Origin of the sequence: Streptomyces sp. G45 (genome assembly GCF_049542095.1) — a bacterium.
Lineage (GTDB): Bacteria > Actinomycetota > Actinomycetes > Streptomycetales > Streptomycetaceae > Streptomyces.
On the sequence record NZ_JBMUZU010000001.1, the window covers coordinates 342,849 to 364,909 of the forward strand.

The following is a 22,061-nucleotide window of genomic DNA, read 5'->3' on the forward strand; positions in this document are numbered from 1 at the left end:
CGACATGCCCACGGACGACCACCCGAACAGCACCGTACTGACCGACGACGAGGTGCGCATCCTGGACGCGCACTGGCGTGCTGCCAACTACCTGGCGGTGGGGCAGATCTACCTGCTGGCCAACCCACTGCTGTCCGAGCCGCTCAGGCCCGAGCACGTCAAGCCCCGCCTGCTGGGCCACTGGGGCACCTCCCCCGGCCTCAACCTCGTCCACACCCACCTCAACCGTCTCATCACCCACCACGACCGCGACGTCCTGTGCGTGTGGGGCCCCGGACACGGCGGGCCCGCCGTCCTGGCCAACGCCTGGCTGGAAGGCAGCTACACCCGCACCTACCCCGACATCACCCGCGACGGCGAGGGCATGGCCCGCCTGTTCCGCCAGTTCTCCTTCCCCGGCGGGGTGCCCTCCCACGTCGCCCCCGAGACCCCCGGCTCCCTCCACGAGGGCGGCGAACTCGGCTACGCCCTCGCCCACGCCTACGGCGCCGCCTTCGACCACCCCGACCTCCTGGTGGCCTGCGTCATCGGCGACGGCGAGGCGGAGACCGGACCGCTGGCCGCCTCCTGGCACGCCACCAAGTTCCTCGACCCCCGGCACGACGGCGCGGTCCTGCCCATCCTCCACCTCAACGGCTACAAGATCGCCAACCCCACCCTTCTGTCCCGCATCCCCCCGACCGAACTCGACGCCCTGCTGCGCGGCTACGGCCACCACCCCCTCCACGTCAGCGGCGACGACCCGCGGACCGTCCACTGCGGCCTCGCCCGCGCCCTGGACCAGGCCGTGGAGCGCATCACCGACATCCAGCACCGGGCCCGCACCCAGGGCCACACCGAGCGGGAGCCCTGGCCGGTGATCGTGCTGCGCACCCCCAAGGGCTGGACCGGCCCCGCCAGCGTGGACGGCACGCCCGTCGAGGGCACCTGGCGCGCCCACCAAGTCCCCCTGACCGGCGTGCGCGACAACCCCGACCGGCTGCGCCAGCTGGAGGACTGGCTGCGCTCCTACCGGCCCCGGGAACTCTTCGACACCCACGGCCGCCCCGCCGATCAGGTGCTGGCCTGCGTCCCCCGGGGCGAGCGCCGCCTGGGCGCCACCCCCTACGCCAACGGCGGTCTGCTCACCCGCGAACTGCCCATCCCGCCGCTCGACCGCTTCGCCGTCCCCGTGGACAAGCCGGGGGCCGGTCTGCACGAACCCACCCGGGTTCTCGGCGGCCTCCTGGAGCAGATCATGCGGGACACCGCCGACCGCCGTGACTTCCGCATCGTCGGCCCCGACGAGACCGAGTCCAACCGCCTCGGCGCCGTCTTCCACGCCACCGGCAAGGCCTGGCAGGCCGCGACAGTGCCCACCGACGAGCACCTCGCCACCGACGGCCGCGTCATGGAGGTCCTGTCCGAACACCTCTGCCAGGGCTGGCTCGAGGGCTACCTCCTCACCGGCCGCCACGGCGTCTTCTCCTGCTACGAGGCGTTCGTCCACATCGTGGACTCCATGGTCAACCAGCACATCAAATGGCTCAGGACCTCCCGCGCCCTGCCCTGGCGCGCCCCCGTCCCCTCCCTCAACTACCTCCTCACCTCCCACGTCTGGCGCCAGGACCACAACGGCTTCTCCCACCAGGACCCCGGCTTCGTCGACCACGTCCTCAACAAGAGCCCCGAGGTCGTCCGGGTCTACCTCCCGCCCGACGCCAACACCCTGCTGTCGGTGGCGGACCACGCGCTGCGCAGCCGCGACTACGTGAACGTGATCGTGGCGGGCAAGCAGCCCTGCTTCGACTGGCTGTCCCTGGAGCAGGCGCGCGCCCACTGCGCGCGCGGCGCGGGGATCTGGGAGTGGGCGGGCTCGGCGGGCGACGGACGCGAGCCCGACGTCGTCCTCGCCTGCGCCGGTGACGTGCCCACCCAGGAGACCCTGGCGGCCTCAGCCCTGCTCCGCCGCCACCTGCCGGAGCTGGCCGTGCGGGTCGTCAACGTCGTCGACATCGCCCGGCTGCTGCCGCGCGAGGAACACCCGCACGGCATGAGCGACTTCGAGTACGACGGCCTCTTCACCACCGACAAACCGGTGATCTTCGCATACCACGGCTACCCGTGGCTGATCCACCGCCTCGCCTACCGCCGCACCGGCCATCCCCACCTGCACGTGCGCGGCTACAAGGAGATGGGCACCACGACCACGCCGTTCGACATGGTCGTCCGCAACGACATGGACCGCTACCGGCTCGTCATGGACGTCATCGACCGCGTCCCCGGATGCGGGGTCCGCGCCGCCGAGCTGCGCCAGCGGATGGCCGACGCCCGCACCCGCCACCACGCCTGGATCCGCGAACACGGCACCGACCTGCCGGAAGTGGCCGACTGGACCTGGACGGGCTGACCCCCCGTCACTTCTGCTTCTCTGCAAAGGAGTTCATCCTCATGACCGTACGCGTGGGCATCAACGGATTCGGCCGCATCGGCCGCACCTATCTGCGCGCGGCCCTGGACCGCGCCGCGTCCAGCGCCCAGCGGGTCGACGTCGTCGCGATCAACGACATCGCGCCGCCCGCCACCCTCGCGCACCTGCTGGAGTACGACTCGACGTTCGGCCGCCTCGGGCGGGACGTCGGGTACGACGACGGGTCGATCACCGTGGACGGCACCCGCGTCGCCGTCTCCGCCGAGCGCGACCCGGCAACCCTGCGCTGGGGTGAGCACGGGGTCGGGATCGTCATCGAGTCCACCGGCCGCTTCCGCGACCGCGCGTCCGCCGCGCTGCACCTGAAGGCGGGAGCGCACACCGTGCTCCTGTCGGCCCCGGGCAAGGACGCGGACGCCACCGTCGTGCTCGGCGTCAACGACGACGCGTACGACCGCCAGCGCGACCGCGTCGTGTCGGCGGCCTCCTGCACCACCAACTGCGTGGCGCCGATGGTCAAGGTGCTCCACGAGCGCTTCGGCGTCGAGCGCGGCGTCATGACCACCATCCACGGCTACACCAACGACCAGGCCCTGCTCGACGGCCCGCACAAGGACCTGCGGCGGGCCCGGTCGGCGGCCCTGAGCATCATCCCGACCAGCACCGGGGCGGCCCGTGCGGTGGGGCTGGTCGTGCCCGAACTGGCAGGGGCGCTGGACGGGATCGCGGTGCGGGTGCCAGTCGAGGACGGCTCGCTCACCGACCTCGCCGTGGTGCTCGCCCGCGAGACGACGGCCGAGGAGGTCAACCAGGCCTTCACCGAGGCGGCGGACGGGCCGCTGCGCGGCGTCCTGCGCGTGTCGAAGGCGCCGATCGTCTCCCGCGACGTCATCGGCGACCCGGCGTCCTGCGTCTTCGACGCCGCCCTCACCCAGGTCAACGGCACCCTGGTGAAAGTCTTCGGCTGGTACGACAACGAGTGGGGGTACTCCAACCGGCTCCTGGACCTCACCGCGCTGGCGGCCGACGGACGATGAGCGCCGCACGGCACGGCACGGCGTGCGTGCCCCGCGCGCTGCGGGGCACACACGCCGTGGTCTTCGACACCGACGGCGTCATCACGGACTCGGCGGCGGTGCACGCGGCCGCGTGGAAGACGGCCTTCGACGCCTACCTCGCGCCGCGCGGCCAGCGCCCCTTCGACGTGCGCGACGACTACCTGGCCCACGTCGACGGCAGGTCGCGCCTGGACGGGGCGCGGGCGTTCCTGGAGTCCCGGCGGCTGCGGCCGACCGCCGAGGAGGTCGCCGCCGTGGCCGCCGACAAGGAGTCCCTGTTCACCGCGCGGCTGCGTGAGCACGGCGTCGACGCCTACCCGGGCACGGTGCGGCTCCTGCGGGTCCTGCGCGCCGCCGGGCTGCCCCTGGCGGCGGCCTCGGCGTCGCGGCACGCCGGGGAGTTGCTGGAGGGGTCCGGGGTGCGGGAGTACTTCCGGGTGCTGGTGGACGGCGCGGAGGCCGCCCGGCTGCGCCTGCCGGGCAAGCCCTCGCCCGCCCTGTTCCTCGAAGCGGCCCACCGGCTCGGCGTCGCCGCCGCGCGGGCGGCGGTGGTCGAGGACGCGCTGGCCGGGGTCGAGGCCGCCCGGCACGGCGGCTTCGGCACGGTCATCGGCGTGGACCGCGCGCACACCCCGGGCACCCGTACCGCACTGCTCGACCACGGGGCGCACCTGGTGGTCGACGACCTGGCCGAGCTACTCGCGTCGGAGGACTGAGCATGCGCGACTGGACCTGGGAGTACGAGGGGTACGAACCGGCACAGGAGAGGCTGCGGGAGTCCCTGTGCACCCTCGGCAACGGCTACTTCGCGACCCGCGGCGCCCACCCCGAGTGCGCCGCCGACTCCGTGCACTACCCGGGCACGTACGCCGCCGGATGCTACAACCGGCTGACCTCGGACGTGGCCGGACGGCGCGTCGAGAACGAGGACATGGTCAACCTGCCCAACTGGCTGCCGCTGCGCGTCCGTACCGACGGCGGCGGTTGGCTCACCCCGGACACCCACAAGCTGCGCGGGCACCACCAGTGCCTCGACCTGCGGTCCGCGACGCTGACGCGCACCGCGCGCTACGCGGACGACGACGGCCGACGCCTCACCGTCCGGCAGCTCCGGGCGGTCCACATGGGCGATCCGCACCTGGCGCTGCTGCGGACCGAGGTCACCCCGGACGGCTGGTCGGGCACCGTCGAGGTCGAGTCGGCGCTCGACGGGACGGTGGTCAACGGCGGCGTGGACCGCTACCGTTCGCTCGCCCAGCAGCACCTCACCCACACGCACACCGGGGTCACCGCCGACGGCACGATCTGGCTGCGCTGCCGCACCACCACCTCCGACATCCGCGTGGGCCTCGCCGCCCGGACCGAGGTGGCGGCCGCCGACGGGCACACCGCCACCAGCGGGCGCGGAGACGGCCGGGTGGCCCGCGTGCTGCGCCTGCCCGTCACGGACGGACACACGGTGACGGTGGACAAGACCGTGGCCCTGCACTCGTCCCGGGACTCGGCGATCAGCGACCCGCTGTCCGCCGCCGTCGACCGCGTCCAGCGCGCGCCGGGCGTCGACGCCCTGCTGTCCGCCCATCGCACCGCCTGGCGGCAGCTCTGGCGCGGCGCCGAGCTCGACGTGCCGGGCGAGGCGGGCACGGCACTGCGCCTGCACCTCTTCCACGTGCTCCAGACCCTGTCGCCGCACACCGCGGACCTGGACGCCGGCGTCCCGGCCCGGGGGTTGCACGGCGAGGCCTACCGGGGGCACGTCTTCTGGGACGAGCTGTTCGTCCTGCCCTTCCTGAACCTGCGCTTCCCCGAGGTCTCCCGGGCGCTGCTCACCTACCGGCACCGCCGTCTGGAGCGGGCCTGCTCCGCCGCCGCCGACGCCGGGCACACCGGCGCGATGTACCCGTGGCAGAGCGGCAGCGACGGCCGCGAGGAGACCCAGCGCCTGCACCTCAACCCGCGCTCGGGGCGCTGGCTGCCCGACCACTCGCACCTCCAGCACCACGTCAACTCGGCGATCGCCTACAACGTGGTGCGCTACACCGAGGCGACCGGCGACACGGAGTTCCTGTGCGCCAAAGGCGCCGAGATGCTCACCCGGATCTCCCGCTTCTGGGCGGGCGCGGCGGTCCACGACGAGCACCTCGGCCGCCACCGCGTCCGCGGCGTCGTGGGTCCCGACGAGTACCACGACGCCTACCCCGGCGCGGCCCGGCCTGGCCTGGACGACAACGCGTACACGAACCTCACCGCGGCCTGGGTCCTGAGCCGGACGCTGGACGTGCTGCGCGGCCTGCCCGAGCTCCGCCGCCGGGACCTGTTCGAGCGCCTCGACGTGACGTCCGCGGAGCTCGACGCGTGGGACGCCGTCTCCCGCGATCTGTACGTGCCCTTCCACGACGGGGTCATCAGCCAGTTCCACGGCTACGGCGACCTGGCGGAACTCGACTGGCGGGCCTACCGCGACCGCTACGGCGACATCCGGCGCCTGGACCGGATCCTGGAGGCCGAGGGCGACACGGTCAACCGCTACCAGGCGTCCAAGCAGGCCGACGTGCTGATGCTCGGCTACCTCTTCTCCCCGCCGAGCTCCGCGCCCTCTTCCGGCGCCTGGGCCACGACCTCGACGAGCCGACCTGGCGGCGCACCGTCGACTACTACCTCCGGCGCACCAGCCACGGCTCCACCCTCAGCAGCCTCGTCCACGGCTGGGTGCTCGCCCGCTCACGGCGGGCGCGGGCCTGGGAGTTCGTGCGGGAGGCCCTGGCCGGTGACATCGCCGACGTCCAGGGCGGCACCACCGGTGAGGGCATCCACCTGGGGGCGATGGCGGGCACGCTCGACCTCGTCCAGCGCGGCCTCACCGGCCTGCGTCCCCAGGGTGAGGCCCTGCACCTCGACCCCGTCCCGCTGCCCGAGCTCCAGGAGTACGGCTTCACCATCCGCTACCGGGGCCACTGGGGCGTCCAGCTCCTCCTCCAGTCGGGCCGCCTGCGCATCGCCCTGCCCGACTCCGACCAGACCCCGATCACCATCGCCCTGCCCGACCGCACGGTGACGGTGACTCCCGGAGAGGAGTGCACCCTGACCCTGCCGAACTGACCGCCCGGTGCCGGGAGGTCGGCGCGTTCAGCGGCTCGGGGCGGTCCGCCCGGCCGCCGTCGCGTCCGAGGGCGCCGTCTCCCGCGCGCGGAGCGACGGCCGCGCCGCCTCCCAGGCCGCCTCGATCATCTGGAAGACCTCGTCCACCGTGGCCGCCGGGTCGGGGGCATCGCGGGACAGCGCGTAGGCGTCGATCACGAAGCGGGCGATCGTCCGGCAGGCCGTCGTGTCGTCCGGCAGGCCGAGGTCGGTGGCGATGGCCGTGGCCAGTGACCGCGCGTGGCGGAGCCGCATCGTCTCCTCGTACTGCCGCAGGGCGGGCGACGCGTCGATCATGCGCCAGACGGGGGCGGTGCCGTCGGCCGTGCAGTGGCGCACCAGGGCGTGGATCTCGCGGCGCAGCGCGGGCATGAGCGGCTCGTCCGGGGCCCGGTCGGCGACCGCCCGCGTGAGGCGCTGCTCGAAGTCCTGGTCCTGCTCGAACACCAGGGCCTCTTTCGAGGCGAAGTGGGAGAACAGCGTGGTGACGGCCACGTCGGCCTCCGCGGCCACCTCGCGGATGCCCACCGCGTCGTACCCGCGCTCCAGGAACAGCCTCAGCGCGGCGTCGGCGATCTTCTGGCGGGTCGCGGCCTTCTTCCGCTCACGACGTCCGGGCGGCACGGTCATACCGGGATGCTATCAGGTACATATCCGCAACAGCTCCAAAACACTAACTGTTAGTGTTACGGTCGGCGGCATGAAGAGAGTCAGCTTCGCCGAGTTCGGCGGTCCGGACGTCCTGCGCCTCGAAGACGCCGAGGAGCCCCACGCGGGCCCCGGCCAGATACGCGTCGCCGTGCGGGCGGCGGGTGTGAACCCCGTCGACTGGAGGATCCGTGAGGGCCAGATCCTTTCGGCACATCCGATCGAACTGCCCACCGGAGTGGGCCTGGACGCCGCGGGCGTGGTGGACGAGGTCGGGGAGGGCGTCGAAGGGGTCGAGGTCGGCGACCACGTGTTCGGTGAGGGCGCCGACACGTACGCCGAGTTCGCCGTCCTGTCGGCCTGGGCCCGCATGCCCGAGGGCCTGACGTTCGAGGAGGCCGCCGGATACCCCTCGGTGGTGGAGACCGCGCTGCGCGTCCTCCGCGAGGTCGGTGTGCGGCCCGGGCAGACGCTGCTGGTCAGCGGCGCGTCCGGCGGAGTGGGATCGGCGGTGCTCCAGCTCGCCCGCGAGCGCGGCGTCACGGTCATCGGCACGGCCAGCGCCGCGAACCAGGAGTACCTGCGGGAACTGGGCGCCCTCGCCACGACGTACGGACAGGGATGGGCCGAGCGCGTGCGGCGGCTCGGCCGGGTCGACGCGGCCCTCGACCTGGCGGGCGCGGGCGTGATCCGCGAACTGGTCGAGCTGACCGGGGACCCGGGGAAGGTGGTGTCCATCGCCGATCTCGACGCGCCGAAGCTGGGCGTCCGCTTCTCCGGGACGGCCGGGAGCGTGCCGGACGCGCTCGCCGAGGCGGTCGGCCTCATCGAGCGGGGCAGGCTCCACATCCCCGTCGAGAAGGCGTACGCGCTCACCGAGGCCGCGGCGGCGCACATAGACAGCCAGGCGGGGCACACGCGCGGGCGCCGGGTCATCGTCGTCTGAACCGCCGCTGCCCGTGTGCGGCTGGCACGGCGGTGGGGGCGGCGGCACGGGCGACAGCGGGCGCACGGGCGGGCAGGCGGGCAGGCGGGCAGGCGGGCAGGCGGGCAGGCGGGCAGGCGGGCAGGCGGCTGAGCCTCGCTCCGGTCCGGCGGGGCGCGCCCCGCCGCCGCTCAGCGCCCCTGCTGCTTCAGCCGGTCCTGGGCCTGGCTGGCGATGACCGCCGCCTGGATGCGCCGTTCCACGCCGAGCTTGGCCAGCAGTCGGGAGATGTGGTTCTTGACGGTCTTCTCGGCGAGGTAGAGCCGCTGCCCGATCTGGCGGTTGGTCAGGCCCTCGCCGACCAGGGCGAGGATCTCGCGCTCGCGGTCGGTCAGGCCGGGCAGCGCGTCGGGCTCCCGCTCCTTCTCCTGGTCGCCGCGCAGGCGGGCCATCAGCCGCGTGGTGGCCCTGGCGTCGAGCAGGGACTGGCCCGCGGCCACCGTGCGGACCGCCGAGACCAGGTCGGAGCCCTGGATCTGCTTCAGGACGTATCCGGCGGCGCCCGCCATGATCGAGTCGAGCAGCGCCGCCTCGTCGTCGAACGAGGTCAGCATCAGACAGGCGAGGTCCGGCAGGTTCGAGCGCAGCTCCCGGCAGACGCTCACCCCGTCGCTGTCGGGCAGGCGGACGTCGAGCACGGCCACGTCCGGACGCAGGGCGGGCACCCGCACCAGGGCCTGCTCGGCCGTGGCGGCCTCACCGACGACCGTGATGCCCGGCTGGTCGTCCAGCAGGTCGCGCACTCCTCTCCGGACGACCTCGTGGTCGTCGAGCAGGAAGACCCGGATCGGGGTCTCGGGGGTGGTCTGCTCGCTGTCCGCCATCGCTGGCTCCTCTGTTCCCGCGTCGTCGTGTCCGCCGGTCCGGTCGCGCCGCTGTGCGTGCCGCCCCCACGGTCCCCCGGCTCCCATACGTCGCTGATCCTGGGCGATCGGGGGTCGCGGAGCCAGGGCCGGTCGGCCCTGATTGCCCGGCGCCCCGGCCACGGCCCCGGCCAGGGCCCCGGCCTTCGTCGTACGTCGTCGCCATCGTCATATGCCGTGTGCCGTCGCGGTGTGCTCGTCTCCCGTTGCCTCCCGCGTCTCCCGCTTTCCCTTCCCCTTCGCGGGCTCGGCATCCGCCCGCCGCCGGGTCCGGTTCGGCGAAGGGCCCCCGTGGTTCAGGGCCGGACAGCCGGGTCCGGGGCCCAAGGGCCCCTGGAGCGGCCCACCGCTCGCGGCCAGGCTCGAAGCGAGGGCGGGCGGCGCGTGTGTCCCGTCTCCGCCCCGCACACGGAAGAGGAGGCCCCCATGATTCGCCCCATCACCGTCGGCGTCGACGGCTCCCCCGAGAGCCGGGCCGCCGCCGACTGGGCCGCCCGCGAGGCCCGGCGGCGCGCCCTGCCCCTGCGCCTGGTGCAGGCGTGGGTCTGGCGGCCGCCGGACGTGCCCGCGGGGGACGACCACAGCACGCAGAAGCGCTGGGCCCTGCGGGTCCTCGACGACGTCGAGCGGGAGGTCCGCGACCGGCACCCGGACCTGCCGTTGAGCACCCAGCTCGTCTCGGAGACGGTCACCGACGCGCTGCTGGCGCAGAGCAACCTGGCCGAGCTGCTGGTGCTCGGTTCCAGCGGGCACGGAGCCGTCACCGGGTTCCTGCTGGGCTCGGTCGGGCACCAGGTCCTGGCGCACGCGACGCGCCCGGTGGTCATGGTGCGGGGCGAACCGCGGGGCGGACCGCGTGCCGCCGGGCACGAGGACGGCGACGTGGTCCTCGGCGTCCAGGAGCCGGGCGGACTGCCCGCGCCGCTGCTGGAGTTCGCCTTCGAGGCCGCTGACGCCCGCGCGGCGGGCCTGCGCGTCGTCCACGCGCCGAAGCTGCCGCCCCTGTACGGCTACGGCCCCGCTGTCGCCCGGCTCGCCGCTCAGGACGGCTGCATCACGGGGCAGGCGAGGACGTCACTGACCGACGCCCTCCAGCCGTGGCGCGAGAAGTACCCGCGTGTGCCGGTCAGCGTCACCGTGGAGTTGGCCCACGCCTCCGGCGTCCTGCTCGAAGCCGCCGCGCGCGCCGCCCTGGTGGTGGTCGGGCGTGCCGTGCGGCGCCCCGTGATCGGCATGCGCATCGGCCCCGTGACGCACGCGGTGCTGCACCACGCCGCCGCCCCCGTCGCCGTCGTACCGCACGACTGAACTCCTCGACGAACTCCGCGAGAGATCCCGCGAGAAAGAGGCACCCCGCCATGGTCCAGTACGTGTACGCGTTCGGTGACGGCGGCCGTGACATGGCCGACCTGCTCGGCGGCAAGGGCGCCAACCTCGCCGAGATGACCCGCCTCGGCCTTCCCGTGCCGCCGGGCTTCACCGTCACCACCGAGGCCTGCCGCGCCTACCTCGCCACCGGCGCCGAACCCGACGGCCTGGCCGAGGAGATCGACGCGCACCGCGCCGCCCTGGAGCGGCGGGCCGGGCGGCGGCTCGGACAGGCCGACGACCCGCTGCTGCTGTCCGTGCGGTCGGGGGCCCGCTTCTCCATGCCCGGCATGATGGAGACGATCCTGGACATCGGCCTCACGGACGACTCCGTGCGCGGCCTCGCCAAGGCGTCCGGGAGCGAGCGCTTCGCCTGGGACTCCTACCGCCGCCTGCTCCAGATGTACGGGAGCACGGTGATGGGCGTCGACACCGCGCTGTTCGAGGGCGCGCTCGCCCGCCTCAAGGACTCCCGGGGCGTCCCCGACGACCTGCACCTGGACGCCGCCGACCTCGCCCGCCTGGTCGAGACGTACAAGGGCGTCATCAGGGCCGAGACCGGGCGGGACTTCCCGCAGGACCCCGCCGAGCAGCTGCGCCGGTCCGTGCACGCCGTGTTCGCGTCCTGGAACGGCGATCGCGCCCGGCTCTACCGCCGTCGCGAACGCATCCCCGACGACCTGGGCACCGCGGTCACCGTGCAGCGCATGGTCTTCGGCAACCTCGGCCCCGACTCGGGCAGCGGCGTCGCCTTCACCCGCGACCCCGCCACCGGCCGCCGCGGCCCCTACGGCGACTATCTGCCCAACGCGCAGGGCGAGGACGTCGTCGCGGGCATCCGCAACACCGTCCCGCTGACCGACCTGGAGCGTCTGGACCCGGTGTCGTACGCACGCCTCCGCGCCCATCTGCGGACGCTGGAGACGCACTACCGGGACCTGTGCGACGTCGAGTTCACCATCGAGCACGGCACGCTGTGGATGCTGCAGACCCGGGTCGGCAAGCGCACCGCCGAGGCCGCGTTCACCCTGGCCGTGGAGCTGGCCGACGAGGGTCTGATCACGCCCGACGAGGCGCTGGCCCGGGTCAGCGGGGACGGGCTGGCCCGGCTGATGTTCCCCCGGTTCGACGCCTCGGCCGTCGGTGAGGCGCTCGCGCACGGCATCCCGGCGTCGCCGGGCGCCGCCGTCGGCGCCGTGGTCTTCGACAGCGCGGAGGCGGTCCGGCGCGCGGGGGCCGGGGAGAAGGTCGTCCTCGTACGGCAGGAGACCACCCCGGACGACCTGCCCGGCATGGTGGCGGCCGAGGCCGTGCTGACCTCGCGCGGCGGCAAGACCAGCCACGCGGCCGTGGTCGCCCGGGGGATGGGCAAGGTGTGCGTGTGCGGCGCGGAGCGGCTGGACGTGGACGTGCGGGAGCGCCGCTTCACCGCGGGCGGCGTCACCGTGCACGAGGGCACGGTCGTCTCCGTCGACGGCTCCGAGGGCGCCGTGTACGCGGGGGCGCTGCCGCTGGTCGACTCGGCGGTCATGCGGTACTTCCGGACGGGCGAGCGCTCCGGCGGCCTGGTGGACGCCGTGGCCCGCGCCCTGCGGCAGGCCGACCACACCCGGCGCCTGGAGGTGCGGGCGAACGCCGACACCCCCGAGGACGCCGAGCGCGCCCGCCGGTTCGGCGCGGAGGGGATCGGTCTGTGCCGCACCGAGCACATGTTCCTCGGCGACCGGCGGCACCTGGTCGAGGCGATGATCCTGGCCCGTACCGACGCCGACCGCGCGCGGGCGCTCGACGCGCTGCTGCCGCTGCAGCGGCGGGACTTCGTCGGCATCCTGCGGGCGATGGACGGCCTGCCGGTCACCATCCGCCTCCTGGACCCGCCGCTGCACGAGTTCCTGCCCGACCGCACCGAGCTCGCCGTGCGCGTCGCCGCGGCCGAGGCACACGGCACCCCGCCCAGCGCGCACGACGCCGAACTCCTCGCCGCGGTCAACCGCATGCACGAGGAGAACCCGATGCTGGGCCTGCGCGGCGTGCGCCTGGGACTGGTGGCGCCCGGCCTGGTCGCCATGCAGGTGCGGGCCATCGCCGAGGCGGTCGTGCGGCGCACCGAGGCGGGCGGCGACCCCCGGGCCGAGATCATGGTGCCGCTGATCGACACGGTCGAGGAACTGCGCCTGGTGCGCGCCGAAGTGGAGCAGGTGCTCGCCGAGGTCTCCGAAGCCTCAGGGGTCGCGGTGCGGTGCCCGGTGGGCACGATGATCGAGCTGCCCCGGGCCGCCCTCACCGCGGGCCGCATCGCGGAGCAGGCCGAGTTCTTCTCCTTCGGCACCAACGACCTCACCCAGACCACGTGGGGCTTCTCCCGCGACGACGTCGAGGCGGCCTTCTTCTCCGCCTACCTGGACAAGGGCATCTTCACGGTGTCCCCCTTCGAGACCATCGACCCCGAGGGCGTGGGCCGACTGGTGCGGATCGCCGTCGCCGAGGGCCGGGCGGCCCGCCCCGGCCTGAAGATCGGGGTCTGCGGCGAGCACGGCGGCGACCCCGAGTCGGTCCGCTTCTTCCACACCGCGGGACTCGACTACGTGTCCTGCTCGCCGTTCCGCGTCCCGGTGGCCCGCCTGGAGGCCGGGCGGGCTGCGCTCTCCGGGACGGACACGAGCGACAGCAGGTGACCGTCCCCACGGCGGCAGGACCAGGCGGTACCCCGGCCGCCCGTACAGCGCACACCCGCCGCACCGGCACCCCGGGCGGCGGAGCAGGAAAGGAGTGCACGTGATGACCCGCACCGTCGGCGAGGTGATGACCCGTGACGTCGTCGGCACGAGCCGGGAGGCGTCGCTGCGGCAGGTGGCCCGGCTCCTCGACCGGCACCGGATCAGCGGGGTGCCCGTGGTGGACCGCGACGACAAGGTCCTCGGGGTCATCTCCGAGACCGATCTGATTCGGCGTCAGGCGGCCCGGACGGCACCCGGCCGCGGGCGGCTCGGACGGCCCCCCGGCCGCGGGCGCTGGTTCCCGCTCCCCCGCTGCCCGGGCTGCGCCGCTCGGCCCGCCACGCGGCGGCCGCCGCCCGCGCCACCACCGCCGGGGACCTGATGTCCTCGCCCGCGGTGACCGTCCATCCGCAGCAGCGCGTCGCGGACGCCGCGCGGGTGATGGAGCGCCACCGCGTCGAGCGGCTCCCCGTCGTGGACGAGGAGGACCGGCTCATCGGCATCGCCACCCGCCGCGACCTGCTGCGTGTGTTCCTGCGCGCCGACGAGGACATCCTGCGGGACGTCCACGGCGTGGTGACCCGCACCACGGGCCGCCCCGACCACGGTGTGGGTGTCTCGGTCGTGGAGGGGGTGGTGACCCTGGAGGGCCGCCTCGAACACCCCGGTGACGCCGCCCATCTGCTGCGGCGGTCCTGGCGGATCGACGGAGTCGTGGGGGTCGTCTGCCGACTGCGCCCCGCGGGCCCGGCGGCACCCGGCGGGGGACCGTCCCCCGGCGAGGGCCACCCGGCCCCCGCCGATCCGGGACCGTCAGCCCCCGCGTCGTAGCCCGAAGGGGCCTCGGCCCGCCGCCGGGTTCCGGGCGACCCTGCTGATGAGAGGGGCGTACTCCCCGGCTGCCCCTCTCACCACCGCCCCTCTCACCACCGCCCCTGGCGGCCCGGCCCTCGACGACGGAGGCACCCACCCATGACCCGCCACGACACCCCCCGCACGCCCATCGTCCCGGCCGACGCGCCGTCGCATCCGGCCGCCGCCGTGGACCGGCTGGTGACGGCCGGGCTCAAGGCGCTGGCCGACTACGACTCGCTCACCCAGGAGCAGGTCGACCACATCGTGGCCAAGGCCTCGGTGGCCGCCCTCGACCAGCACACCGCACTGGCGCGGCTCGCGGTCGACGAGACCGGCCGCGGCGTCTTCGAGGACAAGGCCGTCAAGAACATGTTCGCCTGTGAGCACGTCACGCACAGCATGGGCCCGATGAAGACCGTCGGCGTGATCGCCCGCGACGACACCGAGGGCATGGTGGAGATAGCCGAGCCGGTGGGCGTGGTCTGCGCGGTCACGCCCGTCACCAACCCCACCTCCACCACGGTCTTCAAGGCGCTGCTCGCCCTGAAGACCCGCAACCCGGTGGTCTTCGCCTTCCACCCCGCGGCCCAGCGGTGCAGCGCCGAGGCCGCCCGGGTCGTGCGGGACGCGGCCGTCGCCGCGGGCGCGCCCGAGCACTGCGTCCAGTGGATCGAGGATCCGTCCCTGGAGGCGACCGGCGCGCTGATGCGCCACCCGGGCGTCGCGCTGATCCTCGCCACCGGCGGCAACAGCATGGTCAAGGCCGCGTACTCGGCGGGCAAGCCCGCCCTGGGCGTGGGCGCGGGCAACGTCCCGGCCTATGTGCACAAGAGCGCGCGCCTGCGCCGGGCCGTCAACGACCTGGTGCTGTCCAAGGCCTTCGACAACGGCATGATCTGCGCCTCCGAGCAGGCCGTGATCCTCGACGACGCGATCTACGACGCGGCGCTCGCGGAGTTCCGCACGCTCCACGCCCATCTGGCCACCGCCGAGGAGAAGGCGAAGCTGGAGGCGTTCCTGTTCCCCGCCGGTGCCGCGGGCTCGGGCTGCGAGCCGAAGGTCAACTCCGCGGCCGTGGGCCGGGATCCCGCGTGGATCGCCGAGCAGGCGGGCTTCCGCGTGCCCGCCGGGACCTCGCTGATCCTGGTCGAGGCCGACCGGGTCGGCCCGGACGAGCCGCTGACCCGCGAGAAGCTCTGCCCCGTGCTCGCCGTGCTGCGGGCGGGTTCCGAGCAGGAGGGCTTCGACCTCGCCGCCGCCATGGTCGCCTTCAACGGCCAGGGGCACAGCGCCGTCGTCCACGCCGAGGACCCGGACCTCGCCGAGGCCTACGGCAGGCGGCTGCGGACGGTGCGGATCATCGTCAACGCCCCGTCCTCGCAAGGCGCCATCGGCGGTGTCTACAACGGCCTGCTGCCGTCGCTGACCCTCGGCTGCGGCTCGTGGGGCAGCACGTCGGTGTCCAACAACGTCTCCGCCGCCCAGCTCCTGAACGTCAAGCGCCTCACCACGCGCCGCAACAACCTCCAGTGGTTCAAGGTCCCCCCGAAGATCTACTTCGAGCCGCAGTCGATCCGCTACCTCGCCGACATGCCGGACGTCCACCGCGTCACCATCGTCACCGACGCGACCATGACCCGCCTCGGCTTCGTCGACCGGATCAGGCACGTGCTTCGCGGCCGCCCGGGGACCGTCACCGTGCAGGTCATCGACACCGTCGAGCCCGAGCCGAGCATCGACTCCGTCGAGCACGGCGCACGCCTGATGCGGGACTTCCGCCCGGACACCATCATCGCGCTCGGCGGCGGCTCCCCCATGGACGCGGCGAAGGTGATGTGGCTGCTGTACGAGCAGCAGGCCGACGGCAGGGACATCGCGTTCGCCGACATGCGGCACAAGTTCTTCGACATCCGCAAGCGCGCCTTCCGCTTCCCCGTCCTCGGCGCGCGCGCCCGCCTGGTGTGCGTGCCCACCACCTCGGGCACCGGCGCCGAGGTCACCCCGTTCGCCGTGATCTCCGACCCGGCCAGCGGCAGGAAGTACCCCCTGGCCGACTACGCGCTCACCCCCAGCGTCGCCATCGTCGACCCGCAGCTGACCACGGAGCTGCCCCCGGCGCTCGCGGCCGACAGCGGCTTCGACGCGCTGACCCACGCCATCGAGGCATATGTGTCGGTGTACGCCAACGACTTCACCGACGGGCTCGCCCTGCACGCCATCCGGCTGATCTTCGAGCACATCGAGGGGGCGGTCAACGACCGCGCCCGCCAGCCGGAGGCCAGGGAGAAGATGCACAACGCGGGCACCATCGCGGGCATGGCCTTCGGCAACGCCTTCCTCGGCATCGTCCACGCCATGTCCCACACCCTCGGCGCCACCTTCCACATCGCCCACGGCCGCACCAACGCCGTCCTGCTGCCGCACGTCATCCGCTACAACGGCACCGTCCCCGCCAAGCTCACCGGCTGGCCCAAGTACGAGCACTACCGCGCCCCCGAGCGCTTCCAGGACATCGCCCGGGCCCTCGGCCTGCCCGCCGCCACCCCGGACGAGGGGGTGGAGTCGCTCGCCGGGGCGGTGGAGCGGCTGCGTGACGCCGTGGGCATCGAGCCGTCGTTCCGGTCCCTCGGGGTCGACGAGCGGGCCTTCCTCGACGCCCTGCCGCAGCAGGCCCTCAACGCCTACGAGGACCAGTGCGCGCCCGCCAACCCGCGCCTGCCGATGCTCGACGACATGCGGGAGCTCATGCGGGCGGCCTACTACGGGAGTCCCGGGCGGGAGCGCTCCTAGCAGGGGCCCATAGGGCCGGGGCAGGGGCCGAACGGCCCTGCCCCGGCGCGAGCGAACGGTGGTGGGATCACTCGGTGGGGGCTCGTACACATCCTCGACCGACGCGGCGCCAGCAGACGCCCGCGACTGATTCCGCCCGGAAGTTGACCATGGCAAACGACCGTGACCGCGCGACCGGCCCCGGGCCGCGCCGCAGTGTCGAACTCGACAGCGGCGAGGCCCTGCGGCTGCTCGGCACCGTGTCCCTGGGCCGGGTGGTGTTCACCCGGCACGCGCTGCCGATGATCCGCCCGGTCAATCACCTCCTGGACCGCGGGGACATCGTCATCCGCACCCACGAGGGCGCGGCGCTCACCTCCCGCACCCGGCAGACCGGCCCCACCGGCGTGGTCGTCGCCTACGAGGCCGACGCCATCCACCCGGACACCCACCTGGGCTGGAGCGTGGTCGCGACCGGCTACGCCCGCCTCGTCACCGACCCGCGGGAACTGGCCCGCTACCAGGCCCTGCTGCGACCGTGGGTCGAGCAGGCCATGGACTACGCGGTCCGCATCCACCCCGAGCTGGTCACCGGCGTCATGCTCACCGACGGCGCCCCTGACGGGTGAACGGAAGCGCCCCTCCCGCGTGACGCGGCCCCTCCCGCGCGACGTGGGAGGGGCCGCCCGCGCCGGGCGTCAGTGCGCCCGCAGCCCGTGCTCGCGGAACTGCCCGCGTACCCGCTCGACGAGGCCGGGTCCCGGTCCGGGCGTGTCGCGCAGCGGGAACGGGATGCCGAGGGCGGCGTACTTGTGGGCGCCGAGCTTGTGGAACGGCAGGACGTCGACGCGGTCGACGGTGCCGAGCCCGGCGAGGAAGGCGCCGAGCGCGTCGACGTGTTCCTCGTCGTCGGTCCAGCCGGGGACCAGGACGTAGCGGATCCACATCGGGACGCCCAGCCGGTCGAGTCGGGTGGCGAAGGCGAGGGTGGGGGCGAGGCGGCCGCCGGTCAGCTCGCGGTAGGTGGCGGCGTCGAACGACTTGACGTCCAGGAGCACCAGGTCGGTGTCGGCGAGCAGGGCGTCGTCGGCACGGTCGCCGAGGAAGCCGGAGGTGTCCAGGGCGGTGTGCAGTCCCGCCTCCTTGCAGCGGCGCAGCACGGCACCGGTGAAGGCGGGCTGGAGCAGCGGCTCACCGCCGGTGAGGGTCACTCCCCCACCGGCGGTGGTCACGAACGCCCGGTACTTCCCGATCTCCGCCAGCGTCTCGTCGACGCTCGTCACGCGCCCGTCGCGCAGGCGCCAGGTGTCGGGGTTGGCGCAGTACAGGCAGCGCAGCGGGCAGCCGCTGACGAACAGCACGAACCGCGTGCCGGGGCCGTCCACTCCGGTGGACAGGTCCCAGGAGTGGACGCGCCCCGTTACCTGCCCGGTCGTGGTGGTCACAGCGACCCGTGGAAGGTGCGGCTGATCACGTCGAGCTGCTGCTCACGGGTCAGGCGGACGAAGTTGACGGCGTATCCGGAGACCCGCACGGTCAGGTCCGGGTACTTCTCCGGGTGGTCCATGGCGTCCTCCAGGGTGGCCCGGTCCAGGACGTTGACGTTCATGTGGAATCCGCCGGACGCGGTGTAGGCGTCGAGGACGCCGACGAGGTTCCCGGCGCGGTCGCCGGGGTGGTGGCCCAGGCCCTCGGGGGTGATCGTGGTGGTGAGGGAGATGCCGTCGCGGGCCTGCTCGTAGGGGAGCTTCGCCACGGACAGCGCGGAGGCGGCCACGCCGTGCCGGTCGCGACCGTTCATGGGGTTGGCGCCGGGCGCGAAGGGCTGCCCGGCGCGGCGCCCGTCGGGGGTGTTGCCGGTGTGCTTGCCGTAGACGACGTTGGAGGTGATGGTCAGCACCGACTGGGTGTGTTCGGCACCGCGGTAGGCGGGGTGCCTGCGCACCTTCGCCATGAACGACTCCACCAGGCCGACGGCGAGGGTGTCGGCGCGGTCGTCGTTGTTGCCGTAGGCGGGGAAGTCGCCCTCGGTCTCGTAGTCGACGGCGAGGCCCGAGGCGTCGCGGATCACCCTCACCCGGGCGTACTTGACGGCGGAGAGGCTGTCGACGGCCACGGAGAGCCCGGCGATGCCGCAGGCCATGAAGCGGTGTACGGGGTGGTCGTGCAGGGCCATCTCGACGCGTTCGTAGGCGTACTTGTCGTGCATGTAGTGGATGACGTTCAGCGCGTCGACGTAGGTCTCGGCGAGCCAGTCGAGCGTCCGGTCGTAGGCCGCGGCCAGTTCACCGTAGTCGAGGTGGGTGCCGCCGAGCGCGGGCGCCGGGGGTGCGACCTGCTCGCCGGTCAGCTCGTCGCGGCCGCCGTTGATGGCGTACAGGAGCGCCTTGGCGAGGTTGACGCGGGCGCCGAAGAACTGCATCTGCCGCCCCACCGCCATCGCGGACACGCAGCAGGCGATGGCGGTGTCGTCGCCGGTGCGCGGCCGTGTCAGGTCGTCGGACTCGTACTGGACGGCGCTGGTGTCGATGGACACGCGGGCGCAGAACTCCTTGAAGCCGACGGGCAGTCGGGGCGACCACAGGACGGTCAGGTTGGGTTCGGGCGCCGGGCCGAGGTTGTACAGGGTCTGGAGGAAGCGGAAGGAGGTGCGGGTGACCAGGGGGCGGCCGTCCGCGCCGATGCCGCCGATGGACTCCGTCACCCAGGTCGGGTCGCCGGAGAACAGGGCGTCGTACTCGGGGGTGCGCAGGAACCGCACGATGCGCAGCTTGATCACGAAGTCGTCGACGAGTTCCTGGGCGCGGCGCTCGTCGAGGGTGCCCTCGGCCAGGTCCCGTTCGAAGTAGACGTCCAGGAACGTCGAGGTGCGGCCCAGGGACATGGCGGCGCCGTTCTGTTCCTTCACGGCGGCCAGGTAGCCGAGGTAGAGCCACTGCACGGCCTCGTGCGCGGTGGCGGCGGGGCGGGAGACGTCGCAGCCGTAGGTGGCCGCCATCCGCGTCAGCTCCGCCAGCGCGCGGAGCTGCTCGGCGAGTTCCTCGCGGTCGCGGATGACGTGCTCCGTGGACGGCCGGTCGTCGAGCGCGGCGCGCTCCGCGCGCTTGGCGGCGATCAGGCGGTCCGTGCCGTACAGGGCGACGCGCCGGTAGTCGCCGATGATCCGGCCGCGGCCGTAGGCGTCGGGCAGGCCCGTGATGATCCCGGCCTTGCGGGCGGCCCGCATCGTGGGCGTGTAGGCGTCGAAGACGCCGTCGTTGTGGGTCTTGCGGTAGGTGCCGAAGACCTTCGTCACGAACGGGTCGGGCTCGTAGCCGTAGGCGCGCAGCCCGTTCTCCACCATGCGCAAGCCGCCGTTGGGCATGATCGCGCGCTTCAGCGGGGCGTCGGTCTGCAGGCCGACGACGAGTTCCAGGTCCCGGTCGATGTACCCGGGCGCGTGCGAGGTGATCGTCGAGGGGGTGGCGGTGTCCACGTCCCAGACGCCCTTGCGCCGCTCCTCGGGGAACAGCGCGCTGACCTTGCGCCACACCATGCGGGTGCGGTCCGTGGGGCCGCTGAGGAAGGCCGCGTTGCCCTCGTACGGCGTGTAGGCGGCCTGTACGAAGTCGCGTACGTCGATGTGCCGTTGCCAGCGCCCTTCGGCGAAGCCGCGCCACGCGGGCCCGGTCGTCGGTGTGTCGGTCGGGGCCACCGTCGTCATCGCTTGCCTCCGCTGCGGCTCGCTGGGTCGTCCGCGGGGCTCCGCGGACCTCTCCGGTGTCGATGCTCGTCGCGGGCGGAGGGCCGCGGACAGGGCCGTGAGGTGCCGCTCGGGGTGCCGTCCGGCCCTCGTCGCGCGGAGGCCTGGGGGGCCGGTGTGCCCGAGTCGCCGAGCCGTTGGTCCCCTCTTCCGCGAGGGGGGCGCGACGGCGGCTCGCGGGGCGTCCGGGCCTGGTACATAGAAGGCCGCCGCCCCGTTCCGGCGCGGCACCACCCCTGTTCTTCGTCCTTCTTCGTCCCTCATCCCCGCTGTCCGGGAGGTCCCATGCTGTCCGCGGAGTCCGCCGCCGTGGTGCGCGCCACGCTGCCCGCCGTGTCCGGAGCGCTCGACGAGATCACGGCGCGCTTCTACGGCGCGATGTTCCGCGAGCGGCCGGAGTTGCTCGACGGGATGTTCAACCGCGGCAACCAGGCCAGCGGGGCCCAGCGGCGCGCCCTCGCGGCGTCGATCGCCGGGTTCGCGGCCGCGCTGCTCCAGCACCCGGACACCCGTCCGGACGCGCTGCTGGCCCGGATCGCGCACAAGCACGCGGCCGTCGGGGTCACCGACGACCAGTACACGATCGTGCACAAGTACCTGTTCGGCGCGATCGTGGAGGTCCTCGGTGACACCGTCACGCCGGAGGTGGCCGCGGCCTGGGACGAGGTGTACTGGCTGATGGCCGGGGCCCTCATCGCCCAGGAGGCGAGGCTGTACCAGGGCGCGGGCGTCGAACCGGGCCGTGTCTGGCGGCGGTGGACGGTCGTGGAGCGCCGCGTCGAGACCCCCGACGTGGTGTCCCTGCTGCTGCGTCCCGCCGACGGGCGGCCCGCGCCGCGCGCACGGGCGGGCCAGTACGTGAGCGTGCGGGCCCGCATGGCCGACGGGGTCCTCCAGGCGCGTCAGTACAGTCTGTCCGCGGACCCCGGCGGCGACGTGCGGCGCATCACCGTCAAGCGGGTCACCGGCACCGACGGAGCCCCGGACGGTGAGGTCTCCACCCTGCTGCACGACCACGTCCGCGTCGGCGACGGCCTGACGCTGTCCGCGCCCTTCGGTGACATCGTCCTCGACGCCCCTCAGGACGCCGCCACCCCGCTCGTCCTGATCTCCGCGGGCATCGGCTGCACCCCCATGACGAGCGTGCTCGCCCACCTGGCCGCCACCGCCTCGCCCCGCCCCGTGCTGGTGCTGCACGCCGACCGCTCCCCGGCCGCACACGCCCTGCGCGCCGAGACGCGGGCGCTCACCGGGCGCCTGCGCGACGCCCGCGCGGTGTTCTGGTACGAGCGCCCGGGCCCGGCCGAACCCACCGCCCGCGTCGGCCTGATGGACCTCGACGACGTCGAACTTCCCGACGGCGCCACGGTCTTCCTGTGCGGTCCGCTGCCGTTCATGCGCGACCTCCGCGGACAGCTGCTGGCCGCGGGGGTCCCCGCGCGGCGCATCCGGTACGAGGTGTTCGGCCCCGACCAGTGGCTGCCCGCCCCGGCGGCGGCCTGACCCGC

General features: G+C 73.7%; 15 protein-coding genes and 1 pseudogene. 12 read left to right on the forward strand and 4 right to left on the reverse strand.

Annotated features, from left to right (window positions below; all coding sequences use genetic code 11):
• The first annotated feature begins 4 nt into the window (after positions 1-4).
• The 4 genes and pseudogenes from ACOBQU_RS01550 to ACOBQU_RS01565 all read left to right on the forward strand — a co-directional run bounded on the left by ACOBQU_RS01550 (position 5) and on the right by ACOBQU_RS01565 (position 6,567).
• Positions 5-2,389 (forward strand): phosphoketolase family protein, encoded by a 2,385-nt coding sequence (locus ACOBQU_RS01550; RefSeq protein ID WP_423634194.1) that lies wholly within the window; start codon positions 5-7, stop codon positions 2,387-2,389.
• A 41-nt stretch (positions 2,390-2,430) separates the two neighbouring features.
• On the forward strand, positions 2,431-3,447 hold the full coding sequence (gene gap / locus ACOBQU_RS01555; RefSeq protein WP_423623883.1) for a type I glyceraldehyde-3-phosphate dehydrogenase: 1,017 nt from the start codon (positions 2,431-2,433) through the stop codon (positions 3,445-3,447).
• A complete protein-coding gene (locus ACOBQU_RS01560; RefSeq protein WP_423623884.1) occupies positions 3,444-4,184 on the forward strand; it encodes an HAD family hydrolase in 741 nt (246 codons plus the stop codon). The genes gap and ACOBQU_RS01560 overlap by 4 nt, the downstream gene beginning before the upstream one ends.
• Before the next feature lie 2 nt (positions 4,185-4,186).
• Positions 4,187-6,567: pseudogene (locus tag ACOBQU_RS01565) on the forward strand (glycoside hydrolase family 65 protein).
• A gap of 27 nt (positions 6,568-6,594) precedes the next feature.
• Here ACOBQU_RS01565 and ACOBQU_RS01570 read toward each other — a convergent pair.
• Positions 6,595-7,236, reverse strand: coding sequence for a TetR/AcrR family transcriptional regulator (locus ACOBQU_RS01570; protein WP_423623886.1), 642 nt, complete (start codon positions 7,234-7,236; stop codon positions 6,595-6,597).
• Positions 7,237-7,306: 70 nt separating this feature from the next.
• Between ACOBQU_RS01570 and ACOBQU_RS01575 the strand changes: the two genes are divergently transcribed.
• Positions 7,307-8,200: an NADP-dependent oxidoreductase gene (locus ACOBQU_RS01575; RefSeq protein WP_423623888.1), complete on the forward strand. Its 894-nt coding sequence runs from the start codon at positions 7,307-7,309 to the stop codon at positions 8,198-8,200.
• Between the two features lie 170 nt (positions 8,201-8,370).
• Here the strand turns inward: ACOBQU_RS01575 and ACOBQU_RS01580 are convergent, their stop codons facing one another.
• Positions 8,371-9,063, reverse strand: coding sequence for a response regulator (locus ACOBQU_RS01580; protein ID WP_423623890.1), 693 nt, complete (start codon positions 9,061-9,063; stop codon positions 8,371-8,373).
• 465 nt (positions 9,064-9,528) lie between these two features.
• Here ACOBQU_RS01580 and ACOBQU_RS01585 point away from each other — a divergent pair, with 465 nt between their 5' ends.
• From ACOBQU_RS01585 to ACOBQU_RS01610, 6 genes are all read left to right on the forward strand, one after another.
• Positions 9,529-10,410 (forward strand): universal stress protein, encoded by an 882-nt coding sequence (locus ACOBQU_RS01585; RefSeq protein WP_423623891.1) that lies wholly within the window; start codon positions 9,529-9,531, stop codon positions 10,408-10,410.
• A 50-nt stretch (positions 10,411-10,460) separates the two neighbouring features.
• Positions 10,461-13,145, forward strand: a complete 2,685-nt coding sequence (gene ppdK / locus ACOBQU_RS01590; protein WP_423623893.1) for a pyruvate, phosphate dikinase — start codon at positions 10,461-10,463, stop codon at positions 13,143-13,145.
• 103 nt (positions 13,146-13,248) lie between these two features.
• Positions 13,249-13,569 (forward strand): CBS domain-containing protein, encoded by a 321-nt coding sequence (locus tag ACOBQU_RS01595; protein ID WP_423623894.1) that lies wholly within the window; start codon positions 13,249-13,251, stop codon positions 13,567-13,569.
• Positions 13,569-14,018, forward strand: a complete 450-nt coding sequence (locus ACOBQU_RS01600) for a CBS domain-containing protein (RefSeq protein WP_423623896.1) — start codon at positions 13,569-13,571, stop codon at positions 14,016-14,018. Before ACOBQU_RS01595 ends, ACOBQU_RS01600 begins: the two co-directional genes overlap by 1 nt.
• Positions 14,019-14,159: 141 nt before the next feature.
• Positions 14,160-16,832, forward strand: coding sequence for a bifunctional acetaldehyde-CoA/alcohol dehydrogenase (adhE, locus tag ACOBQU_RS01605; protein WP_423623898.1), 2,673 nt, complete (start codon positions 14,160-14,162; stop codon positions 16,830-16,832).
• Positions 16,833-16,981: 149 nt separating this feature from the next.
• Entirely contained in the window at positions 16,982-17,440 is a 459-nt protein-coding gene (locus tag ACOBQU_RS01610) for a pyridoxamine 5'-phosphate oxidase family protein (protein WP_423623900.1), read from the forward strand.
• Positions 17,441-17,509: 69 nt separating this feature from the next.
• Here the strand turns inward: ACOBQU_RS01610 and pflA are convergent, their stop codons facing one another.
• Together pflA and pflB are read right to left on the reverse strand one after the other, a co-directional pair.
• Complete coding sequence (pflA, locus tag ACOBQU_RS01615) at positions 17,510-18,256, reverse strand: pyruvate formate-lyase-activating protein (RefSeq protein WP_423623902.1); 747 nt, start codon at positions 18,254-18,256, stop codon at positions 17,510-17,512.
• The gene (gene pflB, locus ACOBQU_RS01620; protein WP_423623904.1) at positions 18,253-20,514 is read right to left on the reverse strand and encodes a formate C-acetyltransferase; all 2,262 of its coding nucleotides are present in this window, start codon (positions 20,512-20,514) and stop codon (positions 18,253-18,255) included. Before pflB ends, pflA begins: the two co-directional genes overlap by 4 nt.
• Before the next feature lie 324 nt (positions 20,515-20,838).
• On the opposite strand from pflB, the gene ACOBQU_RS01625 reads away from it, so the two are divergent.
• Positions 20,839-22,056 carry a globin domain-containing protein gene (locus ACOBQU_RS01625; protein WP_423623906.1) on the forward strand — a complete coding sequence of 406 codons (1,218 nt, stop codon included), beginning with the start codon at positions 20,839-20,841 and terminating at the stop codon, positions 22,054-22,056.
• The last annotated feature ends 5 nt before the right edge of the window (positions 22,057-22,061 follow it).

Excerpts from the sequence above, each read along its gene's own strand:
- ACOBQU_RS01575 (WP_423623888.1), top strand. The coding sequence starts at position 7,307 with ATGAAGAGAGTCAGCTTCGCCGAGTTCGGCGGTCCGGACGTCCTGCGC.
- ACOBQU_RS01610 (WP_423623900.1), top strand. The coding sequence starts at position 16,982 with ATGGCAAACGACCGTGACCGCGCGACCGGCCCCGGGCCGCGCCGCAGT.
- ACOBQU_RS01560 (WP_423623884.1), top strand. The coding sequence starts at position 3,444 with ATGAGCGCCGCACGGCACGGCACGGCGTGCGTGCCCCGCGCGCTGCGG.
- ACOBQU_RS01595 (WP_423623894.1), top strand. The coding sequence starts at position 13,249 with ATGACCCGCACCGTCGGCGAGGTGATGACCCGTGACGTCGTCGGCACG.
- ACOBQU_RS01625 (WP_423623906.1), top strand. The coding sequence starts at position 20,839 with ATGCTGTCCGCGGAGTCCGCCGCCGTGGTGCGCGCCACGCTGCCCGCC.
- ACOBQU_RS01585 (WP_423623891.1), top strand. The coding sequence starts at position 9,529 with ATGATTCGCCCCATCACCGTCGGCGTCGACGGCTCCCCCGAGAGCCGG.
- gap (WP_423623883.1), top strand. The coding sequence starts at position 2,431 with ATGACCGTACGCGTGGGCATCAACGGATTCGGCCGCATCGGCCGCACC.
- ppdK (WP_423623893.1), top strand. The coding sequence starts at position 10,461 with ATGGTCCAGTACGTGTACGCGTTCGGTGACGGCGGCCGTGACATGGCC.
- ACOBQU_RS01570 (WP_423623886.1), bottom strand. The coding sequence starts at position 7,236 with ATGACCGTGCCGCCCGGACGTCGTGAGCGGAAGAAGGCCGCGACCCGC.
- ACOBQU_RS01600 (WP_423623896.1), top strand. The coding sequence starts at position 13,569 with ATGTCCTCGCCCGCGGTGACCGTCCATCCGCAGCAGCGCGTCGCGGAC.
- adhE (WP_423623898.1), top strand. The coding sequence starts at position 14,160 with ATGACCCGCCACGACACCCCCCGCACGCCCATCGTCCCGGCCGACGCG.
- ACOBQU_RS01580 (WP_423623890.1), bottom strand. The coding sequence starts at position 9,063 with ATGGCGGACAGCGAGCAGACCACCCCCGAGACCCCGATCCGGGTCTTC.
- pflB (WP_423623904.1), bottom strand. The coding sequence starts at position 20,514 with ATGACGACGGTGGCCCCGACCGACACACCGACGACCGGGCCCGCGTGG.
- ACOBQU_RS01550 (WP_423634194.1), top strand. The coding sequence starts at position 5 with ATGCCCACGGACGACCACCCGAACAGCACCGTACTGACCGACGACGAG.